Source organism: Streptomyces sp. NBC_00775, from assembly GCF_036347135.1.
In the GTDB taxonomy this organism is placed as follows: Bacteria; Actinomycetota; Actinomycetes; order Streptomycetales; family Streptomycetaceae; genus Streptomyces; species Streptomyces lutosisoli.
On record NZ_CP108938.1, the window covers coordinates 342,531 to 366,190 of the forward strand.

Annotated in this window: 18 protein-coding genes and 4 pseudogenes; 13 read left to right on the forward strand and 9 right to left on the reverse strand. The window is 68.7% G+C overall.

Annotated elements, in window-relative coordinates; translation table 11 throughout:
* Positions 1-255 precede the first annotated feature (255 nt).
* The 3 genes from OIC96_RS01710 to OIC96_RS01720 all read left to right on the forward strand — a co-directional run bounded on the left by OIC96_RS01710 (position 256) and on the right by OIC96_RS01720 (position 4,253).
* Positions 256-2,163 (forward strand): serine hydrolase, encoded by a 1,908-nt coding sequence (locus OIC96_RS01710; protein WP_330309672.1) that lies wholly within the window; start codon positions 256-258, stop codon positions 2,161-2,163.
* A gap of 198 nt (positions 2,164-2,361) precedes the next feature.
* Positions 2,362-3,480, forward strand: coding sequence for an NAD(P)/FAD-dependent oxidoreductase (locus tag OIC96_RS01715; protein WP_330310415.1), 1,119 nt, complete (start codon positions 2,362-2,364; stop codon positions 3,478-3,480).
* A gap of 299 nt (positions 3,481-3,779) precedes the next feature.
* Complete coding sequence (locus OIC96_RS01720) at positions 3,780-4,253, forward strand: hypothetical protein (RefSeq protein ID WP_330309671.1); 474 nt, start codon at positions 3,780-3,782, stop codon at positions 4,251-4,253.
* Positions 4,254-4,269: 16 nt separating this feature from the next.
* On the opposite strand, the pseudogene OIC96_RS01725 reads toward OIC96_RS01720, so the two are convergent.
* Positions 4,270-4,491: pseudogene (locus tag OIC96_RS01725) on the reverse strand (diguanylate cyclase CdgB); the annotation flags it as partial.
* Here OIC96_RS01725 and OIC96_RS01730 point away from each other — a divergent pair.
* Positions 4,454-4,852 (forward strand): annotated as a pseudogene (locus OIC96_RS01730) (transposase); the annotation flags it as partial. The pseudogenes OIC96_RS01725 and OIC96_RS01730 overlap by 38 nt on opposite strands.
* Before the next feature lie 15 nt (positions 4,853-4,867).
* On the opposite strand, the gene OIC96_RS01735 reads toward OIC96_RS01730, so the two are convergent.
* Positions 4,868-5,473, reverse strand: coding sequence for a dihydrofolate reductase family protein (locus tag OIC96_RS01735; protein WP_330309670.1), 606 nt, complete (start codon positions 5,471-5,473; stop codon positions 4,868-4,870).
* Positions 5,474-5,667: 194 nt separating this feature from the next.
* Positions 5,668-5,925 (reverse strand): hypothetical protein, encoded by a 258-nt coding sequence (locus OIC96_RS01740; RefSeq protein ID WP_330309669.1) that lies wholly within the window; start codon positions 5,923-5,925, stop codon positions 5,668-5,670.
* A 529-nt stretch (positions 5,926-6,454) separates the two neighbouring features.
* On the opposite strand from OIC96_RS01740, the gene OIC96_RS01745 reads away from it, so the two are divergent.
* Positions 6,455-7,984, forward strand: coding sequence for a methionine--tRNA ligase (locus OIC96_RS01745; RefSeq protein ID WP_330309668.1), 1,530 nt, complete (start codon positions 6,455-6,457; stop codon positions 7,982-7,984).
* 594 nt (positions 7,985-8,578) lie between these two features.
* Positions 8,579-8,744 (forward strand): annotated as a pseudogene (locus OIC96_RS49765) (IS5/IS1182 family transposase); the annotation flags it as partial.
* Here the strand turns inward: OIC96_RS49765 and OIC96_RS49770 are convergent.
* Complete coding sequence (locus OIC96_RS49770) at positions 8,716-8,922, reverse strand: hypothetical protein (RefSeq protein ID WP_406502308.1); 207 nt, start codon at positions 8,920-8,922, stop codon at positions 8,716-8,718. The pseudogene OIC96_RS49765 and the gene OIC96_RS49770 sit on opposite strands and share 29 nt — an antisense overlap.
* Positions 8,923-8,951: 29 nt before the next feature.
* On the opposite strand from OIC96_RS49770, the gene OIC96_RS01755 reads away from it, so the two are divergent.
* The 3 genes from OIC96_RS01755 (at position 8,952) to OIC96_RS01765 (ending at position 11,510) form a co-directional block, all read left to right on the forward strand.
* Complete coding sequence (locus OIC96_RS01755) at positions 8,952-9,656, forward strand: VanZ family protein (protein WP_330309667.1); 705 nt, start codon at positions 8,952-8,954, stop codon at positions 9,654-9,656.
* Between the two features lie 68 nt (positions 9,657-9,724).
* A complete protein-coding gene (locus tag OIC96_RS01760) occupies positions 9,725-10,420 on the forward strand; it encodes a response regulator transcription factor (RefSeq protein ID WP_330309666.1) in 696 nt (231 codons plus the stop codon).
* Entirely contained in the window at positions 10,413-11,510 is a 1,098-nt protein-coding gene (locus OIC96_RS01765) for a sensor histidine kinase (protein WP_330309665.1), read from the forward strand. Before OIC96_RS01760 ends, OIC96_RS01765 begins: the two co-directional genes overlap by 8 nt.
* A 101-nt stretch (positions 11,511-11,611) precedes the next feature.
* On the opposite strand, the pseudogene OIC96_RS01770 reads toward OIC96_RS01765, so the two are convergent.
* Positions 11,612-11,839, reverse strand: a pseudogene (locus OIC96_RS01770) (protein kinase domain-containing protein); the annotation flags it as partial.
* 486 nt (positions 11,840-12,325) lie between these two features.
* On the opposite strand from OIC96_RS01770, the gene OIC96_RS01775 reads away from it, so the two are divergent.
* Positions 12,326-12,859 carry a VOC family protein gene (locus tag OIC96_RS01775; protein ID WP_330309664.1) on the forward strand — a complete coding sequence of 178 codons (534 nt, stop codon included), beginning with the start codon at positions 12,326-12,328 and terminating at the stop codon, positions 12,857-12,859.
* Between the two features lie 497 nt (positions 12,860-13,356).
* On the opposite strand, the gene OIC96_RS01780 is transcribed toward OIC96_RS01775, so the two are convergent.
* Entirely contained in the window at positions 13,357-15,828 is a 2,472-nt protein-coding gene (locus OIC96_RS01780) for a SpoIIE family protein phosphatase (protein ID WP_406502218.1), read from the reverse strand.
* 500 nt (positions 15,829-16,328) lie between these two features.
* Here OIC96_RS01780 and OIC96_RS01785 point away from each other — a divergent pair, with 500 nt between their 5' ends.
* From OIC96_RS01785 to OIC96_RS01795, 3 genes are all read left to right on the forward strand, one after another.
* Positions 16,329-18,395: a SpoIIE family protein phosphatase gene (locus OIC96_RS01785; RefSeq protein ID WP_330309662.1), complete on the forward strand. Its 2,067-nt coding sequence runs from the start codon at positions 16,329-16,331 to the stop codon at positions 18,393-18,395.
* Between the two features lie 350 nt (positions 18,396-18,745).
* Positions 18,746-19,375 carry a ParA family protein gene (locus OIC96_RS01790; RefSeq protein WP_330309661.1) on the forward strand — a complete coding sequence of 210 codons (630 nt, stop codon included), beginning with the start codon at positions 18,746-18,748 and terminating at the stop codon, positions 19,373-19,375.
* Positions 19,372-19,581: a hypothetical protein gene (locus OIC96_RS01795; RefSeq protein ID WP_330309660.1), complete on the forward strand. Its 210-nt coding sequence runs from the start codon at positions 19,372-19,374 to the stop codon at positions 19,579-19,581. The genes OIC96_RS01790 and OIC96_RS01795 overlap by 4 nt, the downstream gene beginning before the upstream one ends.
* Positions 19,582-20,067: 486 nt before the next feature.
* On the opposite strand, the gene OIC96_RS01800 is transcribed toward OIC96_RS01795, so the two are convergent.
* The 3 genes from OIC96_RS01800 to OIC96_RS01810 form a co-directional block, all read right to left on the reverse strand.
* Positions 20,068-20,547 carry an SRPBCC family protein gene (locus OIC96_RS01800; RefSeq protein WP_330309659.1) on the reverse strand — a complete coding sequence of 160 codons (480 nt, stop codon included), beginning with the start codon at positions 20,545-20,547 and terminating at the stop codon, positions 20,068-20,070.
* Between the two features lie 275 nt (positions 20,548-20,822).
* Complete coding sequence (gene pgm / locus OIC96_RS01805) at positions 20,823-22,463, reverse strand: phosphoglucomutase (alpha-D-glucose-1,6-bisphosphate-dependent) (RefSeq protein ID WP_330309658.1); 1,641 nt, start codon at positions 22,461-22,463, stop codon at positions 20,823-20,825.
* 174 nt (positions 22,464-22,637) lie between these two features.
* Positions 22,638-23,645, reverse strand: coding sequence for an MASE1 domain-containing protein (locus OIC96_RS01810; RefSeq protein ID WP_330309657.1), 1,008 nt, complete (start codon positions 23,643-23,645; stop codon positions 22,638-22,640).
* Positions 23,646-23,660 lie beyond the last annotated feature (15 nt).

A 23,660-nucleotide genomic window follows, 5' to 3' on the forward strand; every position in this document is an offset into this window, starting at 1 on the left:
TCACGCCGGAGATCCATCCGACGGTGAGGAAGACGTGGGTGAACGCCGGCTTGGGGACGAGCGCTAGCAGGATGAGCCCCACTAGCGTGGAGAGCACTGCCAGCACGCCGCCCTGGCGGACACCACCAGCGCGCCCGGCGCCCAACGGCCGCAATTGCCCGACAACGCTGCGGGACCCAGGCGCCGCTCGCGAGCCATTCACTCGGATACACATCTGGTGAGGCACGAACGGATCGGGGGCCATAGCCTGCGGGTATGGCGGAGCGGAATCCGGCGTTGAGGGTCCTGCGCGGTTTGTCGCTGGTCGAGCACGAGGCGGAGAGCGCGACGCTGCGAGCCCAGGGGTTCTATCCGCTGGATGTGACCGGGTACACCGTGAACGACATGGACCGGCACGCGTCCATCTGGGAGCAGTCCCCGGTTCCGTACGCGTGTCAGGTGCTGCCCGGCCTGACGGGCGATGCCTACAGTGCGCTCTTCGACGAGCTTGTTCCGCAGGGATACATTCCGCTCACCGTCAGTGCCTACGGGACCGGCGACGGTCCCCGTTTCACCTCCTTGTGGGCGACAGCCGCTTCGGTACCGCCACTCATCGCTCGGCACGGCCTGAGCGTCGACGAGTTCCAGGCGGTGAACAACGAATTGTCCTCGCGCGGCTTTCTGCCGTACGACGTGTCGGCCTACATGGCGCCGGACGGCCGGCTCGCCTTCGCGGCGCTGTGGAAGCCGGCGGCGCCCTCCGAGCGACTCGTCGAGCACCTGATGTCGGAGGGCTTGCTGGAGCTGCGGCGTCATGACTGGGAACCGGCTGGCTACATGCTGACTGCGCTGACCGGATACGACATTTTCGGCGAGGCGCGGTACACGGGGATCTGGCAGCGCGGCGATGCCAACAGCCAGGTGCGGGCAGGGCTGTGGCAGGACGCGTTCAGTGTCGAGCACGACGCTCTGTTGGCCCGTGGCTTCCGGCCGGCCCGGATGCGCGCCTTCAACGTGCTGGGGAGTCCGCTGACGCAGTACGCCGGGATCTGGCGCAAGACGTACCTCACCGACTCGGAGGAGGCGTTGCTGGACGACCTGATGAAGCCGTTCATGACCAAGTACCAGGTACCCGGTGCGGCCGTGGCGCGTGCCGAGCGCGGCCGCCTGGTCCTCTCTCGCGGGTTCGGCGTGGTCGAGCCCAGCACGGCCGTTCCCGTCCGCCCCACGTCGCTGTTCCGGATCGCGAGCGTGTCCAAGCCGTTGACCGCCGTCGCCGTCTTTCGGCTCATCGAGCGGGGCCAACTGGCTCTGACGGACCCGGTGTTCGGGCCGGGCGCGCTGCTGGGCACCACGTTCGGCACCCAGCCCTACGAGAGCGACGTGTTGCAGATCACGGTTCAGAACCTGCTGGAGCACACGAGTGGCTGGGCGGCGGGCCAGGATCCGATGTTCGGTCATCTTGAGCTGGGTCAGCACGAACTGATCGACTGGATGCTGGGACGCCAGGCCGACGGCACCCTCAACGCCCCGCTCACCCGCCCTCCGGGTGAGGTCCACGATTACCTCAACTTCGGCTACTGCGTGCTCGGTCGTGTCATCGAGGCCCGGACCGGCCAGTCCTACGAGCAGGCCGTACGCGAGCTGGCACTCCAACCCTGCGGCATCACGGACATGCAGCTGGCCGGCGACACCCTCGGCGACCGGCGCCCCGACGAGGTCGTCTACACCGAGCACCCCAGCACCAACATCACCCCCTACGCTTTCCGCATCTCCCGGATGGACGCACATGGCGGCTGGCTGGCCACCGCGGAGGATCTGGTCCGTTTCCTGGTGCACGTCGACGGGTTCCCGGAGGTAGGGAACATCCTCTCGCCCGACTCCCTGGCCACCATGTTCACCCGCACCACCGCGCACGCCCCCGATGGCACTCAAGTCCGATACGCCAAGGGCTGGCACATCAACGACGAGGGAAACCGCTGGCACGACGGCGACCTCCCGGGCACGATGGCCCTCCTGGTCAGCACCGCCGACAACCGCTGCTGGGCCGTGCTCCTCAACGCCCGCGACTTCCCCAACAGGGCTCGCCTGGAGGAGATGCGCGGAGAACTCGATGCCTTGATGTGGCAACTCGGGAACGTCACCGCCGACTGGCCCATCCTCTCCGCCTTCCGCGACCGGTAGGCAGGGCACGCCCCGGCTCCCGTCATCGCGAAGAAAGGTGGAGTGCGCTTCAACGACACCAGGCCGGCACCGCGCCCGCCGCTTCGGCACCCGATTCCGGAGCCTTTGCCTGTCCCGTTCATGGTGCTCACCGTCTCGCATACCTGCATGCTGGAAACGGGAGTTCGCCCGTGAACTGGGAAGGGGGCGTTCGTGAGGATGGGGTCCGTGAAGCGGCCTGAACGTGTTGCTGTCATCGGAGTGGGCATCCTGGGAGCCAGCGTGGGCTGGCACCTGTCCCGGCACGGCGCCAAGGTGGTCTTCATCGACGCGGGCCAGCCGGGTGAAGGCGTCACCAACTGGTCTTTCTCGTGGGTCAACGCCAGCAACAAGACCGCGCGCAGGTCCTACTTCGACCTGAACGTCGCGGGCATGGCAACGTACCGTGAGCTCGCCAGGACCATCGGGCCGGACTCATGGTGGTATCCCAACGGCCACCTGCGCTGGGCAGACGATCCCGCGGCGGAGGCGAAGCTCCTGAAAACAGCGGGACTGCTGGAAAGCTGGGACTACCGGGTCGAGGTGTGCACGGGGGCCGAGGTGCGCCGCCGCCTCGAACCCGCTCTCACGATGCCCGGCGAGGTTACAGTCCTGTTCTACCCCGACGAAGCCTGGGTGCACGGACGTCATCTCGTCGGCCGCCTGGTCGGGCAGGCCGTTGCATCCGGCGCCGAGCAGCGGGCCGGCACCGCGGTCTGTGACATCGGCACCGGTGCCGACGGGAGCATCCGGACAGTTGCTCTGTCCGATGGGAGCTGTCTCGACGTCGATATCGTCGTGAACGCAGCAGGCCCCGGCGCCTCCCACGTCGCCGGGCTCATCGCACGGCACTTGCCGATGCGCCGGGAACCCGGCGCCGTCACCCGGGTCGGCTGTGCTCAGGTCCCGGTTCACCGGGCCATGCACGCGCCTCACATCGAGATCCGTCCTGACGGAGACGCTTCGGTGGTCCTCCACAGCCGCGAGATCGACGCACTCATCGACACAGGCGAAGAACCAGCGGAACTCGCACGGCTGCTCCACGAATCGGCGCGGCACGTCGTTCCCGAACTCGGCAACTCCCGCATCACACAGACACGGGTGGCCAACCGGCCCATCCCAGCCGACGGATTCCCCTCGGTGGGAGCGGTGCCGTCTGTGCCGGGCTACTACGAGGCCGTCTCCCACAGCGGCATCACGCTCGGGCCGGTAATCGGCCGGCTGCTTGCTTCGGAGATCCTCAGCGGGAAGAGAGACGAGCTGCTTGCGGACTTCCGCCCGGAGCGGTTCCCCCCGTGACAGCCCGGGCAAGCGCCACCAGTACCCCGACCGGTCGGGTACGTCTCCGTGCGCCCGAAACGGGCTCGTAAAGCCGCGCCGCCGCGTCACGCGAGCCGGAAACTCCGAACGGTCCTCTACCTCTGCCGCTACACCCCGCGCACGAGTTGCCCGCGTCTCGCGTCCTTCTGGCGACGTGATCAGCGCGGCGCCCGTGCGGGCGTCCAGGAAACTCGGTGGTGGAACGGCGACCCGGTCGTGGCACGATCAGCTTTCCGCCAGCTGAAAGGAAGCCGAGGGCCGTGACCAAGGAAGAAGCCATGAGGCAGCTGCGGAGACTCGCCCAGGCTCGCGCGTTCGGCCGCCACGTGGGATCCGACCAGCTCATTCAGGCGGGCCTGGACGCACTCCTCGCAGATGTCGACAGCCCGTCCATCCCACTGCTGGCCGGCCTCGTACGAAGCGAGGAGCCCGAAGCACCCGAGCTCTTTGATCAAGTGCTCGACGAGCTGGGGCTACTCTTCGAGGCTCCAGCAGACCCTACGGCCGCGAAGTGGGCCCTCGCCTACTGGCTGGCTGAGCAGATCACCGACGGCAGCCTCGATCCGGCCACCGGCGCCCAGCTGATCTGGACCGAGGTCGTCTCGGACCTCAACTACCCAGACATACTCCAGCCGATCCTCCACTGCGCGATCTCACTCGACGACTGGGACGACAACTGGACCGTGTCCTTCGAGGCCCTCAAGAACGACGCACTCCAAGCCGCAAGGGACCTGCTGAGCAACCGGCCATAGCCTCAGCCCGGCCAACAGCCCGGCAGGCGACGCGGCCCATGATGAGTGCCTCGGCCGCGGCGACGAGGTCACCGTCAGTCCGTACGAGATGCACGCATGCCAGCTCGTAACCGAGCCCCTACACGATGCCGTCGGAGAAGGTCTGCAGCCTGTCAGCCAGGCTCCGCGCCGTCAGGTCCGCGACCGCCTGGCGCAGCTGCCTCACCGCCGGACAGGCAGGCGACGCGGCCGCCTTCATGGAAGTGATGGCACGCCTGCGCGCGCCCCGCCGCCGTGGACGGCCCCACACCAGGCCGGACAGGGTCCTGGCCGACAGGACGTGTTCCTCCCTCGCGATCCGCAGCCACTTGCGCAAGCGCGGTATCCGGACGGTGATCCCCGTCCCGGCCGACCAGCGACGTCACCGACTGCGGCGGGGAAGCCGGGGCGGCAGGCCACCGGCCTTCGACCGCGAGACCTACAAGCAGCGCAACACCGTCGAGCGGTGCATCAACCGCCTGAAGCAATGGCGCGGCATCGCCACCCGTTGCAAGAAGACCGCGACCATCTGCCTGGCCGGACTCCACGTCGCGGGCATCTTTCTCTGGTCCGCTCGGTGATCCAGACGAAACCGCCTAGTAGCTGTCGTAGCTGGGCTTACCGTTCGGCCGGTAGACGCCGACGATGGTGCCGCCCTTCGTCGTCGAGACGCTGACCGGCTCCAGCGCAGTGGGGATCGCTCCGTCGGCGAACAGCCGCTTGCCGGTGCCGATGATCACCGGATGGATGGTCAGCCGGTACTCGTCGACGAGGCCGTGCTGCATGAGGGTCTGGGCGAGGTCGCCGCTGCCGACGACGTTGATGTTGCCGCCGTCGGACGCCTTCAGCTTGCGTACGGCATCGACGGTGTCGCCCTCCAGCAGCGTGGAGTTCTGCCACTCGACGGACGTCAGGGTCCGAGACGCCACGTACTTGTGCATGCTGTTCATCCGATCGGTGAACGGGTTGTCGGGATCGGCGGTCGGCCAGTACGACGCGAAGATCTCGTACGTCTTGCGGCCGAGCAGCATCGCGTCGGAGTGTTCGTACCAACCGGCGATGGCCGTGCCGACCTCGTCGTCGGCCACCGGTTTCTGCCAGCCGCCGTGCTCGAAGCCGCTCTCAGCATCCTCGTCCGGACCGCCCGGCGCCTGCATGACGCCGTCCAGCGTCAGGAACGTGCAAATGATGATCTTGCGCATGGTGCGCTCCCTTCGTCGATGGGTAGACGGCACAACCGCCGGAAACTCATCGGCGGAACTTCCGCGACGCAGCACAAGGGCCGTCGTTTGGATCAGCCCGGCTGTGAGGTGCGGTACCTCTTGGCAGACCCCGCGCCGCCGGGATGATCCAAACGACAGGCCCTGGTACGGACGCCTCGGTCATCGGTGGCGGACTAGTGCTTCGAGCGGGGCTCGGGCCAGGTCAGGCGGTTGCTGGTGGCGGACGTGCTGTCCGCGGTGACGGTCGCCGCCACGGCGGTGGCGATATCGTCGTCCGAGCTCTCCGGCTGTACGCCCGGGCCGCTGTTGCCGTCGGGGTTTCCGGAGCTGAAGTAGCTGACGATGTGGGTTGCGCACTCCGGCACCATCCCCGCGGAGCCGTGGATCCAGTCGTCGACGGTGAACACCTGGCCGCCGATGGTGTCCTGCATCTGCCAGACCCACGGGCGACCCGCGTTGACGTGGCTCTAGGACCGGAGCCCGATGTTCCGGCGGTCGTCCGCCGCTGGTTCCGCACTTCGCGGGTCGTTGATTCAGGTCGATTCGTGTGCTGGCCGGTGTCTGACGGCAGTATCGGCGCCCGCGCGATCGGCGAGTTCGGTATCGATGTGTCGACCATGCCCTGGGACATGACGTCCATGTCCTTGCACGGCGCCTCCCCCACCGACGACCAGGACGAACACCATCCCCAGGTCAAGCATGGGCACCCCAAAGACCGCACCGCAACCATCGAGGCGACCAGAACCGTCTTCAGGCGACTGCTGCGAGAGGGCAGAAAACCGCATGCTCGGCGCCGGCCCCTGTTGCTAGCATCGGCCTCATGATCACGCTTTCGCCTCAGCAACAGATGATGCCCCGCCAACGGGGCTGCTGAGCACGGACGCGTACCGAATCCGAGGCCCCGGGACGGGGCCTCGACGTGTTGTGCGGACCGGGCCTCGGTACCCGGTTGGAGGACCGATGAGCACACCACGTCACTACATCACCACGACCATCCCGTACGTCAACGCGCGCCCACACCTGGGCTTCGCCCTTGAGCTCGTTCAGGCAGACACGCTGGCCCGCCACCGGCGCCACCGGGGCGATCACGTCCGGCTGCTCAGCGGAACCGACGACAACTCCCTGAAGAACGTCCTGGCCGCCGAAGCCGAGGGTGTGGACGTGCGGTCGCTGGTCGACCGCAACGCGAATGCGTTCGCCGCCCTGCGCGGCCCGCTGGCTCTGTCGCTCGACGACTTCATCCGCACCAGCAGCGACCCCCGCCACCGCGTCGGGGTGGAACGGCTGTGGCGCCAGTGCGCCGCGGCGGGCGACCTGTACCGCAAGGAGTACGAGGGCCTGTACTGCGTCGGCTGCGAGCAGTTCTACACCCCGGACGAACTGGTCGACGGGCGGTGCACAGAGCACGGCACCGAGCCTCAGCACGTGGCGGAGGAGAACTGGTTCTTCCGGCTGTCCCGCTACGCCGACCGGCTTCACGAGCTGATCTCGGGCGGCAGCCTGCGCATCGAGCCTGCGGCCCGCCGCAACGAGGTCCTCGCCCTGATCGCCGGCGGCCTGCACGACTTCTCCGTCTCCCGCTCCCACAGCCGCGCCCGCGGCTGGGGCATCCCCGTGCCCGACGACCCCAGCCAGGTCGTCTATGTGTGGTGGGACGCGCTGGGCAACTACGTGACCAGCCTCGGCTACGGCAGTGGCGACGTCGCGTACGAACAGTGGTGGGTGGGCGGCGAGCGCCGCATCCACCTGGTCGGTAAGGGAGTGGTGCGCTTCCACGCCGTGTACTGGCCGGCCATGCTGCTGTCGGCCGGACTGCCGCTGCCCACCGACATCCTGGTACACGACTACCTCACCGTCGGCGGCCGCAAGATCAGCAAGTCCGGCGGGACCACCGTCGACCCGGTCTCCCTGGCCGCGGTCTATGGCACCGACGCGGTGCGCTGGTGGCTGCTGCGCGACGTTCCTCGGGTCGGGGACGCCGACTTCACCCCCGACCGGCTGACCGCGCGTGCCGACGCGGACTTCGCCGGAGGGCTCGGCAACCTGGTCCACCGCATCGTGACGATGGTCCACCGCTACCGCAGCGGTGCGGTTCCCTCTCCCGATGCCGGTCAGCCCGCTGTGGCGGCGCTGGTGGACGTGTGCCAGAAAGCTCCCGGCCTGATCGATACCGCTCTCGCCGACTTCGACTTCCGCCGCGCCATCAGTGCGGCTTGGGGCATTGTGGAGGAGGCCAACCGCTGTATCGACACCGCGCGGCCCTGGGAGTTGGCCCGAGCGGAGCGGCAGGGCGAGGACGTGGCAACCAGTCAACTCGACGCGGTGCTCGCCACGCTGGTCACCGCGTGCCGCGTGCTCGCCGACGAACTACGGCCCTTCATCCCCGATGCCGCCACACGGATCGCGCAGCAGGTCACGCCGGTCGACGGGTGTCTGCCGACCGCCCACCCGCTCTTCCCTCGCCTCCAGGAACACACACAGCACGCGTGACACCTGCCTCAGTTCCGCCGACTGGCCACGCATCCATCCCAGCTTCAGGGCTGCCGCGAGAGGGCATCTGCCCTCGCGCCCGGTGGTGGGGCCGGGCCAGACGGCGGGACATGAGGGCGGGCAAGGCCAGTAAGGTCGAACATCCACCCGTAGGGGAGGTCACAGATGACGGCCCGAACCATGGTCCGGCGGGGTATGCGCTTGGGTGCGTGGATCGGGGCATGGCCCGCGGGAATCATCGGTTCCGGGTGTCTTGTGGGTGCGTTCGTCTTCTTGGTCGGGGGCCAATGGGGAACCGTGCGGGCGCTGGTCTCTGTGGGCGCCCTCGCCGTACTCGGCAGCATGGCGGTAGGCCTCGCGCTGGGCACCGCCACCGGGTTCGTATTGGCGATCGCGCCCCGTTGGCTGCTCACGCGCCCGCTGTTGCGGGGGCTCCTCGCGGCGCTCACCGCGGGCCTGCCGCTCGCGGTGCTGTCCGTCGCTTTTCTGGTCGGAGACGGCTACTCCCTTGCGAGCTACCCTCCTTCGGTTCACCTCCTCATCTGGTCCGTGTCTCTGGTAGTTGCTCTGGTGGTGGCCGCGCGCAGTGGAGACATCGCCGACGGCGGCTACTGGGCGCCGGTGCGCTCGTCCCGCACCGCAGACGGCGAGGCCAACAGCACCTGAGTGCGCCCGCGTCGAGCACGCCCTGTCCCGACTGAAGAACGGGAGGATCCTGCGGGGCTGCCGGCTCAAGGGCAACGGCGTCCACCAGGCCATGCGGCGAGCTCGTCCTGGATGCTCGGCAGTGCGATGTTCACGGACGAGTCGTCCAGCACCCGCGGTAGCTGGGCTGTCGCGATCACCAGCGGCGGGGCCAACTCACTGCCGGCTTGCGCCAGTTCCTTGATGCCGGGGATTCCGTGTATCGCGGGCGTATCGAAAATCGCATACGCCACCGCAACGGCCCTCCGTATCCAATCGGGGCATGAACCACAACGCATCCCTGCCGGCACCGCCCCGCCGCGCGCACAGGATCGTGCTTCTCAGCCTGGCGATCCTCGGCATGGCAAGCGCCGCGTTCGTCGTGCGGGGGCCGCTCATGATGTCCGCTCCGAGGTGCATGGCCGGGCGGTGGCACGGCTGCTTCGACACGTTCAACGGTGTGGTGCTCATGACGTTGGTCGCGCTGCCGTTGGCCGTGCTGGTGGTGTGGGTTCTGGCGCGCCGTCGGTGTGCCGCCGGCGTCACATCGGCGTGGCGGATGTCGCTGGCCGAGGTGGGCATGGTCCACGGGACGGTGCCGTTCCTATGGCTGACCATGATGCCGGGCGCCGGGGCCGGCACCGTCCCCGCCCGGGTGAGTCTGGTACCGCTGCGGGACCTGGTCACGATGGGGCCGCTCGGGATCGTCGGCAACCTGCTGGTCCTGGCGTCGCTGGGGTTCTTCGCCCCGATGCGGTTCACGGCGCTGGCGTCCGTGCCGCGGATCCTGGCCCTCGGGACGGGCTGCTCGGTCCTGATCGAAACCGCACAGTACGTCCTGCGGCTGGACCGGGTGTCCTCCGTGGACGACGTACTGGTCAACGCCGCCGGTGCCGTGCTGGCCGCGCTGGCGTCGCGCCGCTGGTGGCGCACTACGGCACAAGCGGCGTCGGACCAGCCTCGCCCCGCGCCGGCACCTGCAGCCTGAGTCGCGTGTCCGGTGTGCACACGTCTTTGCATACGTCGGCGATAAGTTGCGCCACTTAGGCTTCTGACATGCGCGTACTGATCGTGGAGGACGAGCCCTACCTGGCCGAGGCCGTCCGTGACGGTCTGCGGCTGGAGGCGATCGCCGCCGACATCGCCGGCGACGGCGACTCCGCCCTGGAACTGCTCAACGTCAACTCCTACGACCTCGCGGTCCTCGACCGCGACATACCCGGCCCCTCCGGCGACGAGGTGGCCCGGCGCATCGTCGCCTCCGGCAGCGGCATCCCGATCCTCATGCTCACCGCTGCCGACCGGATCGACGACAAGGCTTCCGGATTCGGGCTCGGCGCCGACGACTACCTCACCAAGCCGTTCGAGCTTCGAGAGCTCGTCATGAGGCTGAGGGCACTCGACCGCAGACGCGCGTACGCCCGGCCCCCGGTCCGCGAGATCGCGGGCCTGCGGCTGGACCCCTTCCGCAGGGAGGTCTTCCGCGACGGACGCTACGTCGCGCTCACCCGCAAACAGTTCGCCGTGCTGGAAGTCCTCGTCGCCGCCGAGGGCGGGGTCGTCAGCGCCGAAGAGCTGCTGGAACGGGCCTGGGACGAGAACGCCGACCCCCTCACCAACGCCGTGCGCATCACCGTCTCCGCCCTGCGCAAACGGCTCGGCGAGCCATGGATCATCGCCACGGTGCCGGGCGTCGGCTACCGGATCGACACCGGTACGGACGCCACCGACCCCGGCGGAACTCATGAATAGACGCCCAGGGCGCAGTGCCCGGCTGAAGCTCACCCTCAGCTATGCCGGATTCCTCTTCGTCGCGGGCACTCTTCTGCTGGCCGTCGTGTGGGTATTCGCGCTGCGCTGGCTACCGACCAGCGACCCCAGATCCCTCCAGAACAAGTTCGGCGCCGTGATCATCGTCGGGCCCAGCCGCTCCGACCTCCTGCGCGGCGTCGCCCCCGCCGCGGCCGTGGCGATGGTCTTCCTGCTCGTGTTCGGCCTCCTGGGGGGATGGATCCTCGCCGGCCGGATGCTCGCACCGCTCACACAGATCACGGATGCGGCACGGATGGCCGGGAACGGGTCGCTGTCCCACCGGATCCGCATGAAGGGCCGCCAGGACGAATTCCGTGAACTCTCCGACGCGTTCGACTCGATGCTCGAACAACTCGAGTCCCACGTCGCCGAGCAGCAGAGGTTCGCCGCGAACGCCTCCCACGAACTGCGCACCCCGCTGGCGATCTCGCGGACGCTCCTAGACGTCGCCCGCAAGGACCCCACGCGGGACCGGGGCGAACTCATCGAACGCCTGCACGCTGTCAATACGCGGGCGATCGACCTCACCGAGGCCCTCCTGCTGCTCAGCCGCGGCGACCGCGGAACCTTCACCCGCGAGAACGTCGACCTCTCCCTCATCGCCGAAGAAGCCGCCGAAACGCTGCTTCCCCTCGCCGAACAGCGCCGGATCACGCTCGACGTCACCGGCGAGACAACAGTGACCAGCGGCTCCGCCGAACTCATCCTGCGGATGATGACGAACCTCGTCCAGAACGCCATCGTCCACAACCTCCCCGCCGGCGGCACCGTAACGGTCCACACCGAGGCGCACGGCGACACGAGCGTGCTGCGGGTCGAGAACACGGGCCGTCGGCTCCCACCGGAACTGGTACCGACCCTCACCGAACCCTTCCAGCGCGGAACGGAACGCGTACGCACCGACGAGCACGCCGGCGTCGGCCTGGCCATCGTGCACAGCATCGTCCGCGCCCACGACGGAACCCTCGACCTCGTCCCCCGCCCCGCCGGCGGTCTCCTCGTCACGGTCCGGCTTCCCGGCACGCCGTAGGCGTCGTCTCCGAGCGGGGCCGCTAGATCATTGACTGGAAGTTCGGCGCAGGCCAGGGCGACCCGCGGCTTGGCCAGCAGGGCGGCCAGCACCAGCTCCGGCGTGCCGACCGGAGCGGAATCCCGGGTGTACCGGGTCTCGCCCCCGTCCGTCTCTGTGGAGATGCCGTAGTCCGTGAGCAGCACGCGCGCGTACGGCGTCCCGGTGCGGTCCGGCGCCAGCAGGATGTTCGCCGGCTTCACGTCCCGGTGCGTCAGGCCCCGCTCCTGCCCGGCTGTGAGCGCGTCGAGGACGGCGAGCCCGATGCGGGCGCACTCGTCGTGAGCGAGCCACACGTTTCCTGCCCCGCATGGAGCCCGATGCTGCGTACCGGTTCGTCGTCCGGGCGGCAGTGAGCCGAACCCATGGCCGCCCGGTCCGGCTCACCACAGTCATGCGGTCCTTGCGTCATCCACCCGCTCACCCTCAGCCTGGGACGGCTCGGTCCTGGGGACGTCCGGGTGCTGCTCCATCGCCGAGCGCTCGGCCGGTTCGTCGCGCTCTCCCTCTGCCTGGGAGGGTGTGTGCGAATACAGCCCGTCGTCGAAATCCGAGGCTCCGGTCTTCATTGTGGGCCTCCCTTGGTCGCTCATCTCCCATGTTCCACCCTCAACCGCACCAGGGGCGAGGGCAGCCAGCACTACACCTGGCACGAGCAGCGCGAGCAGCGCGAGGTAGCACCGGCTGCGACCCAGCTCGCCTCCATATCGGACAGGAACTGACCTAATTCATCCCTATCGTCGCTGTCGGCAACCAACGTCAGCGAAAGGACCGTGATGCCCGTGCACTCCAACGCCACGCCGAAGGGCTACACCACCGTCGCACCCTGGGTCGTCACCGACGACACGGGGGCTTTCCTCGAGTTCGTCGCCCAGGCGTTCGGGGGTGAGGAGCTCGGGCGGGTGTCGACCGAGGATGGCTTGATCGGTCACGGTGAGATCCAAGTCGGCGACACAGTCGTGTTGGCCTTCGACCGACATGCAGACTGGCCCACCATGCCGAGTTTGCTGCGCGTGTTCGTCGCCGACGCGGACGAGGCGTTCTCACAGGCCGTCGCAGCCGGCGGCCATGTCGTGACTCCCCTGGCCGACGACGCCTTCGGACAGCGCGGAGGGCGTATCAAGGACCCCTTCGGCAACATCTGGTGGGTGGTCAGTCGTATTGAGGACGTCTCTGAAGGCGAGATGTGGAAGCGGCTGCAGGACCCCGTCTACGCCGACGCCATGCGCGTGGCTCAGGAGACACTCGACGCCGAGCTCAGTGGTCGAGACCACGGACACAGCAGTGCCCCTGTGAGGACAACCAGCTGACTCGTGCGGGTCGGGGTTCGCATGCGACAGACCGGTAGCCGGTGAGCGTTTCCAACCGGCACCGGCAGCTTGCCAGTTGGCCTGGCGCAGATGCGGATCTATCGCCAGCGCGGACGCTGAGGTGAACTGGGCGGCTTCGGGCACTCGGAGCGCCTGGAGCTGGCGTCCGATGCGTTCGAAGACCCGCAGCATGGGCGTCTGCCGGGGTGCGCGGGGTTCATCACCACGTCGACTCGGCCGAAGCGGTCCAGGGCGAAGGCCTTCAGCTCCTCGAACGCGGTGTCCTCGCCCACGTCGCAGCGCACCCCGACGGCCGGGCCTCCGGTCCCGGCGATCTCGGCCGCGACCAGCGGAGGGCGGAAGTGCCAGAGACTTCACGTGCTTGTTTACCCGTCCGGGCTGGACGTGCCCACCAGCTACATCCTCGGGGTGGCGGGCCAGAACGCCGACAACACCCGAGCGGCCGTCAACCTCAATGCCTGTTCACAACGTCCTGGTTACGGGATCTCCTGCTCGGCCCAGATGACCTTTCCTCCAGCCGTGTACCGAGCACCCCAGCGGTGGGAGAGCTGGGCTACCAGGAAGAGGCCGCGGCCGCCTTCGTCCATGCTCCGGGCATGCCGCAGCCGAGGGGCGGTGCTGCTGGCGTCGGCGACCTCGCAGGTCAAGCGGGCGTCGCGAAGCAGTCGTAGCCGTATGGGCGGTGCGGCGTAGCGAATCGCGTTCGTGACCAGCTCGCTCACGATGAGCTCGGTCGTCATGGCCAGTTCCCCAAGGCCCCAGGCTTCCACCTGGCGGGTCGCCTGGGCTCGGACCTCACCGACGGCGGCCGGGAGCGAAGGCACGTCCCACGAGACGACGTGGTCGGCGCCCAGGGCGTGCGTGCGGGTCAGGAGCAGGGCGATGTCGTCGGGTTGAGGCGTGGGCACCAGCTGCTGCACCGCTGACGTACACAGTGTTCCGAGGTCGGATTCGGACTGGGACAGCACGTCGCCCAGCCGGGACATGCCCAGCTCCATGTCGTCGCCGGCTCCCTGGATGAGACCGTCGGTGTAGAGACCGAACAGACTGTTCTCGGCGAGCTCGATCTCGGTGGCTTCGAACGCCATCCCGCCCAGCCCGAGCGGAGGTCCGGCGGGGGGCTCAGGGAAGTGGACGTGCCCGTCGGGGTCGACGACGACAGGGGGCGGATGTCCGGCCCGGGCCATAGTGCAACGCCTTGTGACCGGATCGTAGACGGCGTACAGGCAGGTTGCTCCGAGGAAGGTGGCCGTACTCTTGACGGCCGCCTCGCCACTGGTCTCCTCCTCGCTCAGCCGCAGCACGAGGTCGTCGAGGTGAGCCAGCAATTCGTCGGGAGGCATCTCCATGTCGGCGAGGGTCTGGACCGCCGTGCGCAGTCGGCCCATGGTCGCTGCCGCGGTGATGCCGTGGCCGACCACATCGCCGACGACGAGGCCCACCCGGGCGCCGGACAGCGGGATCACGTCGAACCAGTCGCCACCGACCCCGCCTGTCGCGTCCGCCGGCAGATAGGAGGAAGCCACCTCCAGCGCTGTTCCGCCTGTCAGGGCGTGCGGCAGCAGACTGCGCTGAAGGGTCACCGCTGCCGTGTGTTCCCGGGTGTAGCGGCGAGCGTTGTCGACGCACAGTGCTGCTCGCGCCACCAGCTCTCGGGCCAACAGGACGTCGTCCGTCTGAAACGAGACGGGATTGAGCGACCGTGCGAACGTGGTGAGGCCGAGGGCGGTGTTGCGCGCCCGCATCGGCACGGAGATGAGGGAGTGCAGTCCGAACTCGCGGATGCTTGCCACCCTGGCGGGCTGTTCCGCAACCCACAGGATGTCGTCCGGGTCGAGGACCGGGATGATGATCGGTTCGCCATTGATGAGCAGGTCCACGCCGTGCGGCGGAGGAAGGAAGTACACCCTGTCCCCGATCCGCGCCACTGCCTCTGGGCAGCCCTCTCGCACTGAGCTCAATCCGGCGCGGCGCATCACCGGCCTGGCGGGCGCCGGTCCCGCGTCGGTCAGCCACGTTCCGTGTCCCTCGGTGCTTAGGACAGCCTCCAGGAGGTCAACGATGACGAAGTCCGCGAAGCGGGGAACAGCGAAGTCGGCGAGCTCCTGAGCGGTCCGCATCACATCGAGCGACCTGCCGATGCTGGCCCCGGCTTCGTTGACCAGTGTCAGGAGCTGGCGGGCGTTCCACCGCTCGGTGACGTCCTGGACCATGTAGCAGACCCCGGTGATGGAGTTGGCGGCGTCCACCAGGGGGAAGAAGGAAGTGGAGTAGGCGTGTTGGCGGTGCGGATCGGCCCAACTCCATCCCACGTATTCGTAGTCGGTCACCGGGACTCCGGTCTCCAGGACCTTGCGCATCAGTCCCTCGATGGTGTCCGCCTGCAGCCCTGGCAACAGCTCGCTCAGACGACGCCCCAGCCGCTGCTCGCGGGGCACTCCGCCGAAGCGTTCCAGGGTGTCGTTCAGCCATACGTAGCGCAGCTGCAGGTCCATGACCGCCATGCCGACCGGCGAGCGAGTCAGGAAGCCGTCGAGGACGGACTGGCCCACGGTCCATTGCGGCCTCAGCTCCCGTGCCGAGATCAGGAAACACTCGTCTCCGCCGATGCGGAAGGACGCGGACACCCGCAGGTCGACTTCGATACGGTCGCCGTCGCGGTGCCGTACGGGGATGAGACCGTTCCACCCCATTCCGGCGCGGCAGCGTTCCGCGACGCCGGCCACGCGGGCCGGATCCCCGGGCATCGCCAGCAGACGGGCGGCGGAGCTGCCCACCACCTCGGGCGCAAGGTAGCCGAGAAGTGCTTCGGCGCCCCGTGTCCAGCCGACCACGACGCCGCCCGCGGACACCACCGCCGCCGCGTCGGTGGACGCGTCGAGGAAGTCGCCCGGTCCTGCGGGCGTGGGCGCATCGGAGCCTTTTCGCACAGAATCCATTGATCCCATCCTCTACACGACTATGTTCCTGCTTGTCCGGCCGATGTGCACGGCCCCGGCGGGCCGCGGGTGGCCCGCCGGCCCTGGCCGATGCCCGCACACGTCCGCACACACGTATCCGCACACACTCAGGGGGCCCGCGACCGGCCCGAGGCAATCCACGTCGTCGTGCTGCCGTCACGACGGCAGGCGGCGGCGCCAGGAGATCCCGGAGAGCGGCCGAATACCCGCAGGGTCAACGGTGCCCGGCCCGCCCCGCCCCAGGAGCAGGCAAGGCCCGAGCCGTAGCGGATCACAGGCGAAGCGCCCTCACCGGCGAGCGGCGGCGCTTCGGCCAAGCGGGAGTCGCCGGGCGGCGTCGCGCCCACTTGCCTCGGCTTGGACATGCCAGCGTGCTGCCGTTACGCAAGGCAAGGGGCAGCATGGAAGCACGGGTATTCAGAACCCGAGCGTGCGGCCTTGCCGGCGGAGGCCGGCAGGTCCTGCCGGCTGGTGGAGGAGGATCTGGGATGACAGCCGAATCCTTCCCGTCCAGCACTGACGAGTCGGGCACCGAGCCGTCCCGGCGGATCGGTCTGCTGGATGTGCTGAGCGTTGCCGCGGTGGTCCTGGACACCAGCGGGCGCATCGTGTTCTGGACTCCGCAGGCCGAGGATCTCTTCGGCTACACCTCGGAAGAGGCCCTGGGTGAGTACGCAGCGCGACTGTTCATACACCCGGAGCACCTGCAGGCCGTCCAGAGTCTGTTCGCGGAGGTGATGGCGACCGGCCGGAGCTGGGCCGGCGCCTTCCCCATCCGGCACAAGGACGGCAGCACCCGCCTGATGGAGTTCCGCAACATGCGGCTGCTGGACGATCTCGGGGATGTCTACGCCCTCGGCATCGCGGCCGACCACAACCTGCTCCAGCGCGTCGAGACCGACCTGGCCCTCTCCGAGCGGCTGATCAACCAGTCCCCGATCGGCCTCGCCCTCATGGACCCCGACCTGCGCTATCTCCTGGTCAATCCCGCACTGGAGCGCATCGACGGCATACCCGCCGAAGACCACATCGGCCGCCACCTGAGGGAGACCCTGCCCTTCACCGACGTCGAGACCATCGAGTCCGCCCTGCGCCAGGTACTCACCACCGGCACCCCGCTGCTCGACCAGTACCACGTGGGCCGCCCCCCGACCGACCCCGACCATGACCACGCCTGGTCCCTCTCCTTCTACCGGCTGGAGGACCCGGGCGGACGAGTCCTGGGCGCCGCCACCTCGGTCGTCGACGTCACCGAGCGGCACCGCGCGGCCATCGAGGCCGACCGGGCCCGGCGCCGCCTGGCCCTCATCGCCGACGCCTCCACCCGTGTCGGCACCACATTGGAGGTGGAGCAGACCGCCCACGAACTGGCCGAGATCGCCACCCCCGAACTCGCCGACGTGGTCGCCGTGGACATTCTCGACTCCGCCCTCGCTTGCCGCCGCGCACGCAAACCGGACAACGGCCCGGAGCTCTTCCGTGCGGTCGCCCTCAAAGCGGCCCATCCCACCGTGGCCCTGCACGCCGCCGACGCTCCCGGTGACCTCGCCGCCTACGACGGCGACCGCCTGGTCACCCTGTGCGTCCACACCGGCCGACCCGTCCTGGTACGCCACGTCGGCGACCATGATCTGCGGCGCATCGCCCGCGATGACGAGGCCACTACGCTCCTGGCCCGCGCCGGCGTCCACTCCTATCTCGCCGTGCCGCTCATCGCCCACGGCGAGGTGCTCGGCGCCCTCGACCTCAAGCGCACCCGCAACCCGGTCCCGTTCGACGACGACGACGTCGTCCTGGCCACTGAGCTGGCCAGCCGAGCCGCCGTGGCCATCGACAACGCCCGCTGGTTCCAGAGCGTGCGCAACACCGCCCTCACCCTCCAGCGCAGCCTGCTGCCCGACCACCCTCCGCACCAGACAGGTCTGGAACTCGCCTCCCGCTACCAGCCCGCCCAGGCCACGAGCGAGGTCGGCGGCGACTGGTACGACGTCATCCCGCTGATCGACGAAAAGACCGCGCTGGTCGTGGGCGACGTCATGGGCAACGGCATCGACGCCGCCGCCACCATGGGCCGGCTGCGCACCGCCACGTGCGCCTACGCAGACCTCGATCTCGCCCCGGACGCAGTGCTCCAGCACCTCGACAAAATCACCTGCGACCTGGAGCACTACATCGTCACCTGCCTCTACGCCGTGTACGACCCCCACACCAGGCAGTGCCGCATCGCCAACGCAGGACACATGCCGCCCGCCCTGGCCCGCCCCGGCCAGGCCCCCGTACTGCTCGACCTGCCCTCCGGAGCCCCACTCGGCGTCGGCGGCATCACCTTCGAGACCACGACGGTGGACCTCGGCCCCGGCGACCTGCTGGTCCTCTACACCGACGGCCTTGTCGAGACCCGGCAACACCCCATCGACGACCGCCTGAACGTGCTTCTCACCTTCCTCGACGAACCCCAACGACCGCTCGAAGAGACCTGCGACCTCCTGCTCTACGGCCTGCGCCACCCCGACGACCACGACGACGTCGCCCTCCTCGTGGCCCGGGCCCTCTAGGTCCCCCTCCCCTGCCGCGCGTGGAACCGCCACGTTCTGCACAACGCTGCCAACATGCGGCAGGACGACGTCTGTTCACCGCGGGTGACTCGACCGAATCGAGCACCTCCAGCCAGGCTTGGGAGTTTGGAACGTCTCCTGCCGAACGAGCGTCGCAGGGCGAGCCCGCGACACCTGAGGCTGGGGGGCGGGGGTGGCCGTGCTGCGGAATCGCCACGTGAGCGGCCTGGCGACTTCCACATTGACCCATACGAATGATTCACCGGCGCCGCCGGGTGAACGATGAGACTGTGTGCCCCGCGCCGACGGCAGTCGGCCGCTCGCGACCGTTAGCGTCCCCTCTTGTGTCGATGAGCCATGCCTTTGTGAACCTGAAACCCGGAGTGGGGAAGACGACCAGCGCGGTCTGGCTGGCTCACGCATTTCACGAATCGGGCTTCTCACCGCTACTCGTGGACAGCGACCCCGCCTCCTCCGCGCTGCGTTGGAGCGAACTGGCAGGTGGCTTCCCGTTTCCTGTGATCGCCCTTCCGGTGGGCGACGTGCACCGGCGCGTCAACGACTTCCTCGGCAACAGGCAGGCCGTCGTGTTCGACGCCCCGCAGCTGGAGGACCACGCCCACATCGCCCGGAGCATCATGCGGTACGCGAGCGAGTGGATCGTGCCGGTGACCCCGGCCCCCATCGAGCTGGACCGCATGGCACCCATCGGGCGCGAGATGGGCGACGTACAGTCCCTGCGCGCCCAGCCGGCCCGCGCCACTGTCCTGCTGAACCGCACAAATCGCCCCGAGGCCACGCGCACCGGTCCCGATGCCGACGCCCGCGAAGCTCTCGCCGAGCGGGGCTTCGACGTGTTGTCCACCCATATCCCACGGCTCGACTTGTACTCCCAGTCGTTCGGCAGCCCGGTCGAGGTCAAAGGCTCGGCGTACATGGACCTCGCAGACGAGCTCATCAAGCGTCAGGACACGATGTGAATCAGCGCAAGGACACCTACCGAGCCGCGTTGCAGCGCGAACCGGACGTCGCCGCACCCCGCCACACCAAGGTCACTCAGCTGCACACCCGATACGTCCGAGTGACCATCGAACTCGATCCCGCCTGGCCACGCGACCTCACCCGATGGGTGCGACCACCTGTTTCCGCGCTCCTGCGCGCCACCGCCGCTGCGCTGCGCCCCTGAGAGGACACAGACAGCCCGGCAGCAGCACGAAGACCGTTGGGGCGGCGCTCCTCCGTACGGCTTCAGGGGCGCCGCGGGATTTGAGCACATGCCCGACAGGCCTCACACGACTGAGGCCCTTGGCCTTCTGCGTGGAGGGCTGGAGGCCCGGCGATCGCCGATCAGTGAGTGGCCCGCCCAGGACGTCTGGCTGGGCTTCCTGTGCTTCGGGCGTCAGCGTTGCTTGCGGCCCTGCTCGCCGGCAAGGTGCGGCTTCGTGGTCCATCCGCCGCGCGAGCGCCCGACCGCGTGATCGTGGGGTCGGACGAGACGTCCCATGTGATCAGCCCGCGGGCATCCGCCCGTGCCTGCAGCGCGGTGACCGGCTCGCCCACACTGCGGCCGGCTGCCACCGCCGGAAGAACGTGTACACGCTTTGCCAGAGGCCGTCGCGTTCGGGCACGTCCCGCCAGGCTCCGGCACTGATGGTCATCCTGGTCGACGACATCACCTACCGGAGACAAGCTCGGCCAAGTGGTGCAGTGAGTTGGTGAGATGCTCAGGGCCGAACGGCGGGAACTGGATGCCGCGATCGCGGATGAACTGCGGCACCGCCGACCAGTCGTAGGTGAGCGTGACCTCAGTCTCGGACGGACCGAGCGGCGCAAGGTCGTAACGCCAGATCCAGCCGCCGAACTCCAGGTGACCGTCGCCCTTCTCGTGCCCCGTCAGCCAGCCGATGGCGTGCGGCGGGTCGAGCACTTGGACTTTGTTGACCACCTGGTAGTCACCGTTGGGATGGTTGGCGTGATACATGTCCATCCGGAAAATCTGCCCCACCTCGGTCAGCGGCGCCCGGTCGACAGATTCCTGAACCCAGCCGGTGCCATCGATCGCAGAATGGGTCGTCGGGTCCGCGAGCACCGCGAAGACCCTCTCGGCGGGCACGGCGACAGTCAGGGTGGCGCTCACGTTCTCCTGGTCCACGGTGTGCACGCTCCATGCCTCTCATCTCGGGCCTCCCGCGGGCGCGGAAGGGGACGTTGCCAACATGCAGACGACGCGGCGAGGCTGAACTCATCGGTGGTGTGGGCGGAACCCGCACCCGTGCCACCCATCGACCTCACCCACGAAGGCGCGAATCCATTCCTGTGGCGGGCGAGGGCTGCTACCGGCACCAGCCCTCGCCGGCCCACTCAGGAATGGCTCTGGCGCCGCGCACCGAGCGCGCTGTACGCCTCGTCGCCGATCACGCGCCTGTGTCAGCCGCCCAATGCGGCCGAGACCACGGCTTTCGCCTCCTCCTGTACCTGGCGGAGGTGATCGGTTCCGAGGAAGGACTCGGCGTAGATCTTGTAGACGTCCTCAGTGCCCGACGGACGGGCCGCGAACCAGGCATTGGCGGTGGTCACCTTGATGCCGCCGATGGGCGCGCCGTTGCCCGGAGCCTCGGTGAGGACCGCGGTGACCGCTTCTCCGGCCAGCGTGTCCGTGGTGACCTGTGCGGGCGAGAGCTTCGCGAGGAGGGCCTTCTCCTCGCGGGAGGCCGGGGCGTCGATGCGCTCGTACGCGGGCTCGCCGAAACGCGCGGTCAGTGTGGCGTAGTGCTCCGACGGCGTCTTCCCGGTCACCGCGGTGATCTCGGAGGCGAGCAGGGCCAGGATGATGCCGTCCTTGTCGGTGGTCCACACCGAACCGTCGCGCCGCAGGAACGACGCGCCGGCCGACTCCTCGCCACCGAACCCGAGTGAGCCGCTGACCAGCCCGTCCACGAACCACTTGAATCCCACGGGCACTTCGACGAGTCGACGGCCCAGGTCGGCGGCGACCCGGTCGATCATCCCGGACGACACGAGCGTCTTGCCGATCCCCGTGTCCGCGGGCCACTGCTCCCGGTGGGAGTACAGATAGGAGATGGCGGCGGCGAGGTAGTGGTTGGGGTTCATGAGCCCGGCGTCCGGTGTGACGATCCCGTGGCGGTCGGCGTCGGCGTCGTTGCCCGTGGCGATCCGGAAGCGGTCGCGCTGCCCGATGAGCGAGGCCATGGCATAGGGCGACGAACAGTCCATACGGATCTTGCCGTCCCAGTCCAGCGTCATGAATCGCCAGGTGGGGTCGGTGAGCGGGTTGACCACGGTCAGGTCGAGCGCGTGCTGTTCGGCGATGCGTCCCCAGTAGGCGACCGAGGCCCCGCCGAGGGGGTCCGCGCCGATGCGTACCCCGGCCGCGCGGATCGCGTCCAGGTCCAGCACGTGCGGCAGGTCGGCCACGTAGGTGCCGAGGAAGTCGTAGCGGCCGGTGCCGGGGGCGGTCAGCGCCCTGGCGTAGGGGATGCGCCGTACGTCCTTGAGGCCGGCCGCGATGAGTTCGTTGGCCCGGTCCTGGATCCAGGAGGTCGCCTCGGAGCCTGCCGGGCCGCCGTTCGGCGGGTTGTACTTGAAGCCACCGTCGGCGGGCGGGTTGTGGGACGGGGTGACCACGACCCCGTCCGCGAGGCCCGAGGACCGTCCGCGGTTGTGGGCGAGAATGGCGTGCGAGACCGCCGGAGTGGGCGTGTAGCCGTCCGCGCTGTCGAGCAGCACCGACACCTCGTTGGCCGCGAACACCTCCAGGGCAGTGACTTTCGCGGGCTCCGACAGCGCATGGGTGTCGGCGCCCAGGAAGAGGGGGCCGTCGATGCCCTGGCTGTCGCGGTACTCGCAGATGGCCTGGCTCGTCGCGGCGATGTGGTCCTCGTTGAACGCGGTCGCCAGTGACGAGCCGCGGTGTCCGGACGTGCCGAAGGCGACGCGCTGGCCTGGCTCTGCCGGGTCGGGGTGGAGCGCGTAGTACGCGGTGACCAACCGGGCGACGTCGACGAGATCCTCGGGGCCTGCCGGACTGCCCGCTCGCTCGTGCTGCATGTGCCCGCACCTCCACATCGGTTCTTCTTCGTTTGTGGTCTCATCTTTCCTCAGCGAACGCCGCGGCCGTGTGCGGGGAGGATGACTCCGGCCGCGCCGGGAGGCGCTCTCGGCACAACCGGGCCGCCCTTCGCGGGAAAGCCGGGGAGTCTGCTGTGTGACGACGGGAGCGACTCACTGGGCTCCGTGCTGTCGCCGTCGGCCGTCGCCGGCCGCAGGCGGCGGCGTGGCCGATGGATTCCCGAGGTGTTCCAGGACTTCCACCAGCTCTTGGCAGGCCAGTTCCACGGAGCGTCTTGTATTGCGCTGCTCAGTGATCACGGCGGACAGGAGCAGCGCGGTCAGGGCCATGGATCCGTTGAAGGCCTGAAGCTTCATCATCACCTCGACCTCACTCAACCGGGCGAACGGGCCGACCCCGTCCGTGGCCGCGATGGTGGCCATGACGGAGGCGAAGAGGGCGCACAGCACGCTGCCCGTATGCGGGAAACGCAGTGCCGCCCAGATCAGCAGCGGATAGACGAGGAACAGCAGACTGATCGGACTGTGCGTGGCCAGCGGCACGAGGACGCAGGCCACCAGAGTCATCGCCGTCGCCTCCTTCCATCGCGACAGGTTCAGCGGCCGGCGTGCCATGTACAGCATGAGGAGCACGGGAGCGACGATCAGGACACCCATCGCGTCGCCCACCCACCATCCCAACCAGACCGTCCAGAAGCTGTCCGCGGCGAGCTTGCCCGTGAGGACCAGAAGGCCGACGCCAACGGTCGCGCTGATCAGCATGCTGACCAGGGCCCCCAGGAACACCAGTGCGAGTCCATCGCGCAAATGGTCGAGTTCCATACGGAAGCCCACCGCGCGCAGCATGAGATAGGCGCAGACCGGGGCGACGGTATTGCCCGCAGCGATGCCGATCGCGGAGGGATCGAACGAGGTGAGGGACAGGACGACGAGGAGGGCACCGAGTGCGATCCCGGGCCAGCAGCGGATCCCGAAGATCAACAGACTGGCCACCGCCACGCCCGTGGGCGGCCAGATGGGCGTGAACACCGCGCCCTCGACAACGAGCTGCCGCAGGAGTCCCAGCCGCCCTGCCGCGTAATAGCAGGCCGCGACCGCCAGCGTCTGGAGAGCGACGACGACCGGTCGGCGCAGCTCAGGTGTAGCCACCACAGCAGCCATCAGACACCGACGGCA

What these genes read in the sequence shown, in the direction of transcription:
- OIC96_RS01710 (WP_330309672.1), top strand. Translation starts at nt 256, where the DNA reads ATGGCGGAGCGGAATCCGGCGTTGAGGGTCCTGCGCGGTTTGTCGCTG.
- OIC96_RS01715 (WP_330310415.1), top strand. Translation starts at nt 2,362, where the DNA reads ATGGGGTCCGTGAAGCGGCCTGAACGTGTTGCTGTCATCGGAGTGGGC.
- OIC96_RS01720 (WP_330309671.1), top strand. Translation starts at nt 3,780, where the DNA reads ATGAGGCAGCTGCGGAGACTCGCCCAGGCTCGCGCGTTCGGCCGCCAC.
- OIC96_RS01735 (WP_330309670.1), bottom strand. Translation starts at nt 5,473, where the DNA reads ATGCGCAAGATCATCATTTGCACGTTCCTGACGCTGGACGGCGTCATG.
- OIC96_RS01740 (WP_330309669.1), bottom strand. Translation starts at nt 5,925, where the DNA reads ATGCAGGACACCATCGGCGGCCAGGTGTTCACCGTCGACGACTGGATC.
- OIC96_RS01745 (WP_330309668.1), top strand. Translation starts at nt 6,455, where the DNA reads ATGAGCACACCACGTCACTACATCACCACGACCATCCCGTACGTCAAC.
- OIC96_RS01755 (WP_330309667.1), top strand. Translation starts at nt 8,952, where the DNA reads ATGAACCACAACGCATCCCTGCCGGCACCGCCCCGCCGCGCGCACAGG.
- OIC96_RS01760 (WP_330309666.1), top strand. Translation starts at nt 9,725, where the DNA reads ATGCGCGTACTGATCGTGGAGGACGAGCCCTACCTGGCCGAGGCCGTC.
- OIC96_RS01765 (WP_330309665.1), top strand. Translation starts at nt 10,413, where the DNA reads ATGAATAGACGCCCAGGGCGCAGTGCCCGGCTGAAGCTCACCCTCAGC.
- OIC96_RS01775 (WP_330309664.1), top strand. Translation starts at nt 12,326, where the DNA reads ATGCCCGTGCACTCCAACGCCACGCCGAAGGGCTACACCACCGTCGCA.
- OIC96_RS01780 (WP_406502218.1), bottom strand. Translation starts at nt 15,828, where the DNA reads ATGGGATCAATGGATTCTGTGCGAAAAGGCTCCGATGCGCCCACGCCC.
- OIC96_RS01785 (WP_330309662.1), top strand. Translation starts at nt 16,329, where the DNA reads ATGACAGCCGAATCCTTCCCGTCCAGCACTGACGAGTCGGGCACCGAG.
- OIC96_RS01790 (WP_330309661.1), top strand. Translation starts at nt 18,746, where the DNA reads ATGAGCCATGCCTTTGTGAACCTGAAACCCGGAGTGGGGAAGACGACC.
- pgm (WP_330309658.1), bottom strand. Translation starts at nt 22,463, where the DNA reads ATGCAGCACGAGCGAGCGGGCAGTCCGGCAGGCCCCGAGGATCTCGTC.
- OIC96_RS01810 (WP_330309657.1), bottom strand. Translation starts at nt 23,645, where the DNA reads ATGGCTGCTGTGGTGGCTACACCTGAGCTGCGCCGACCGGTCGTCGTC.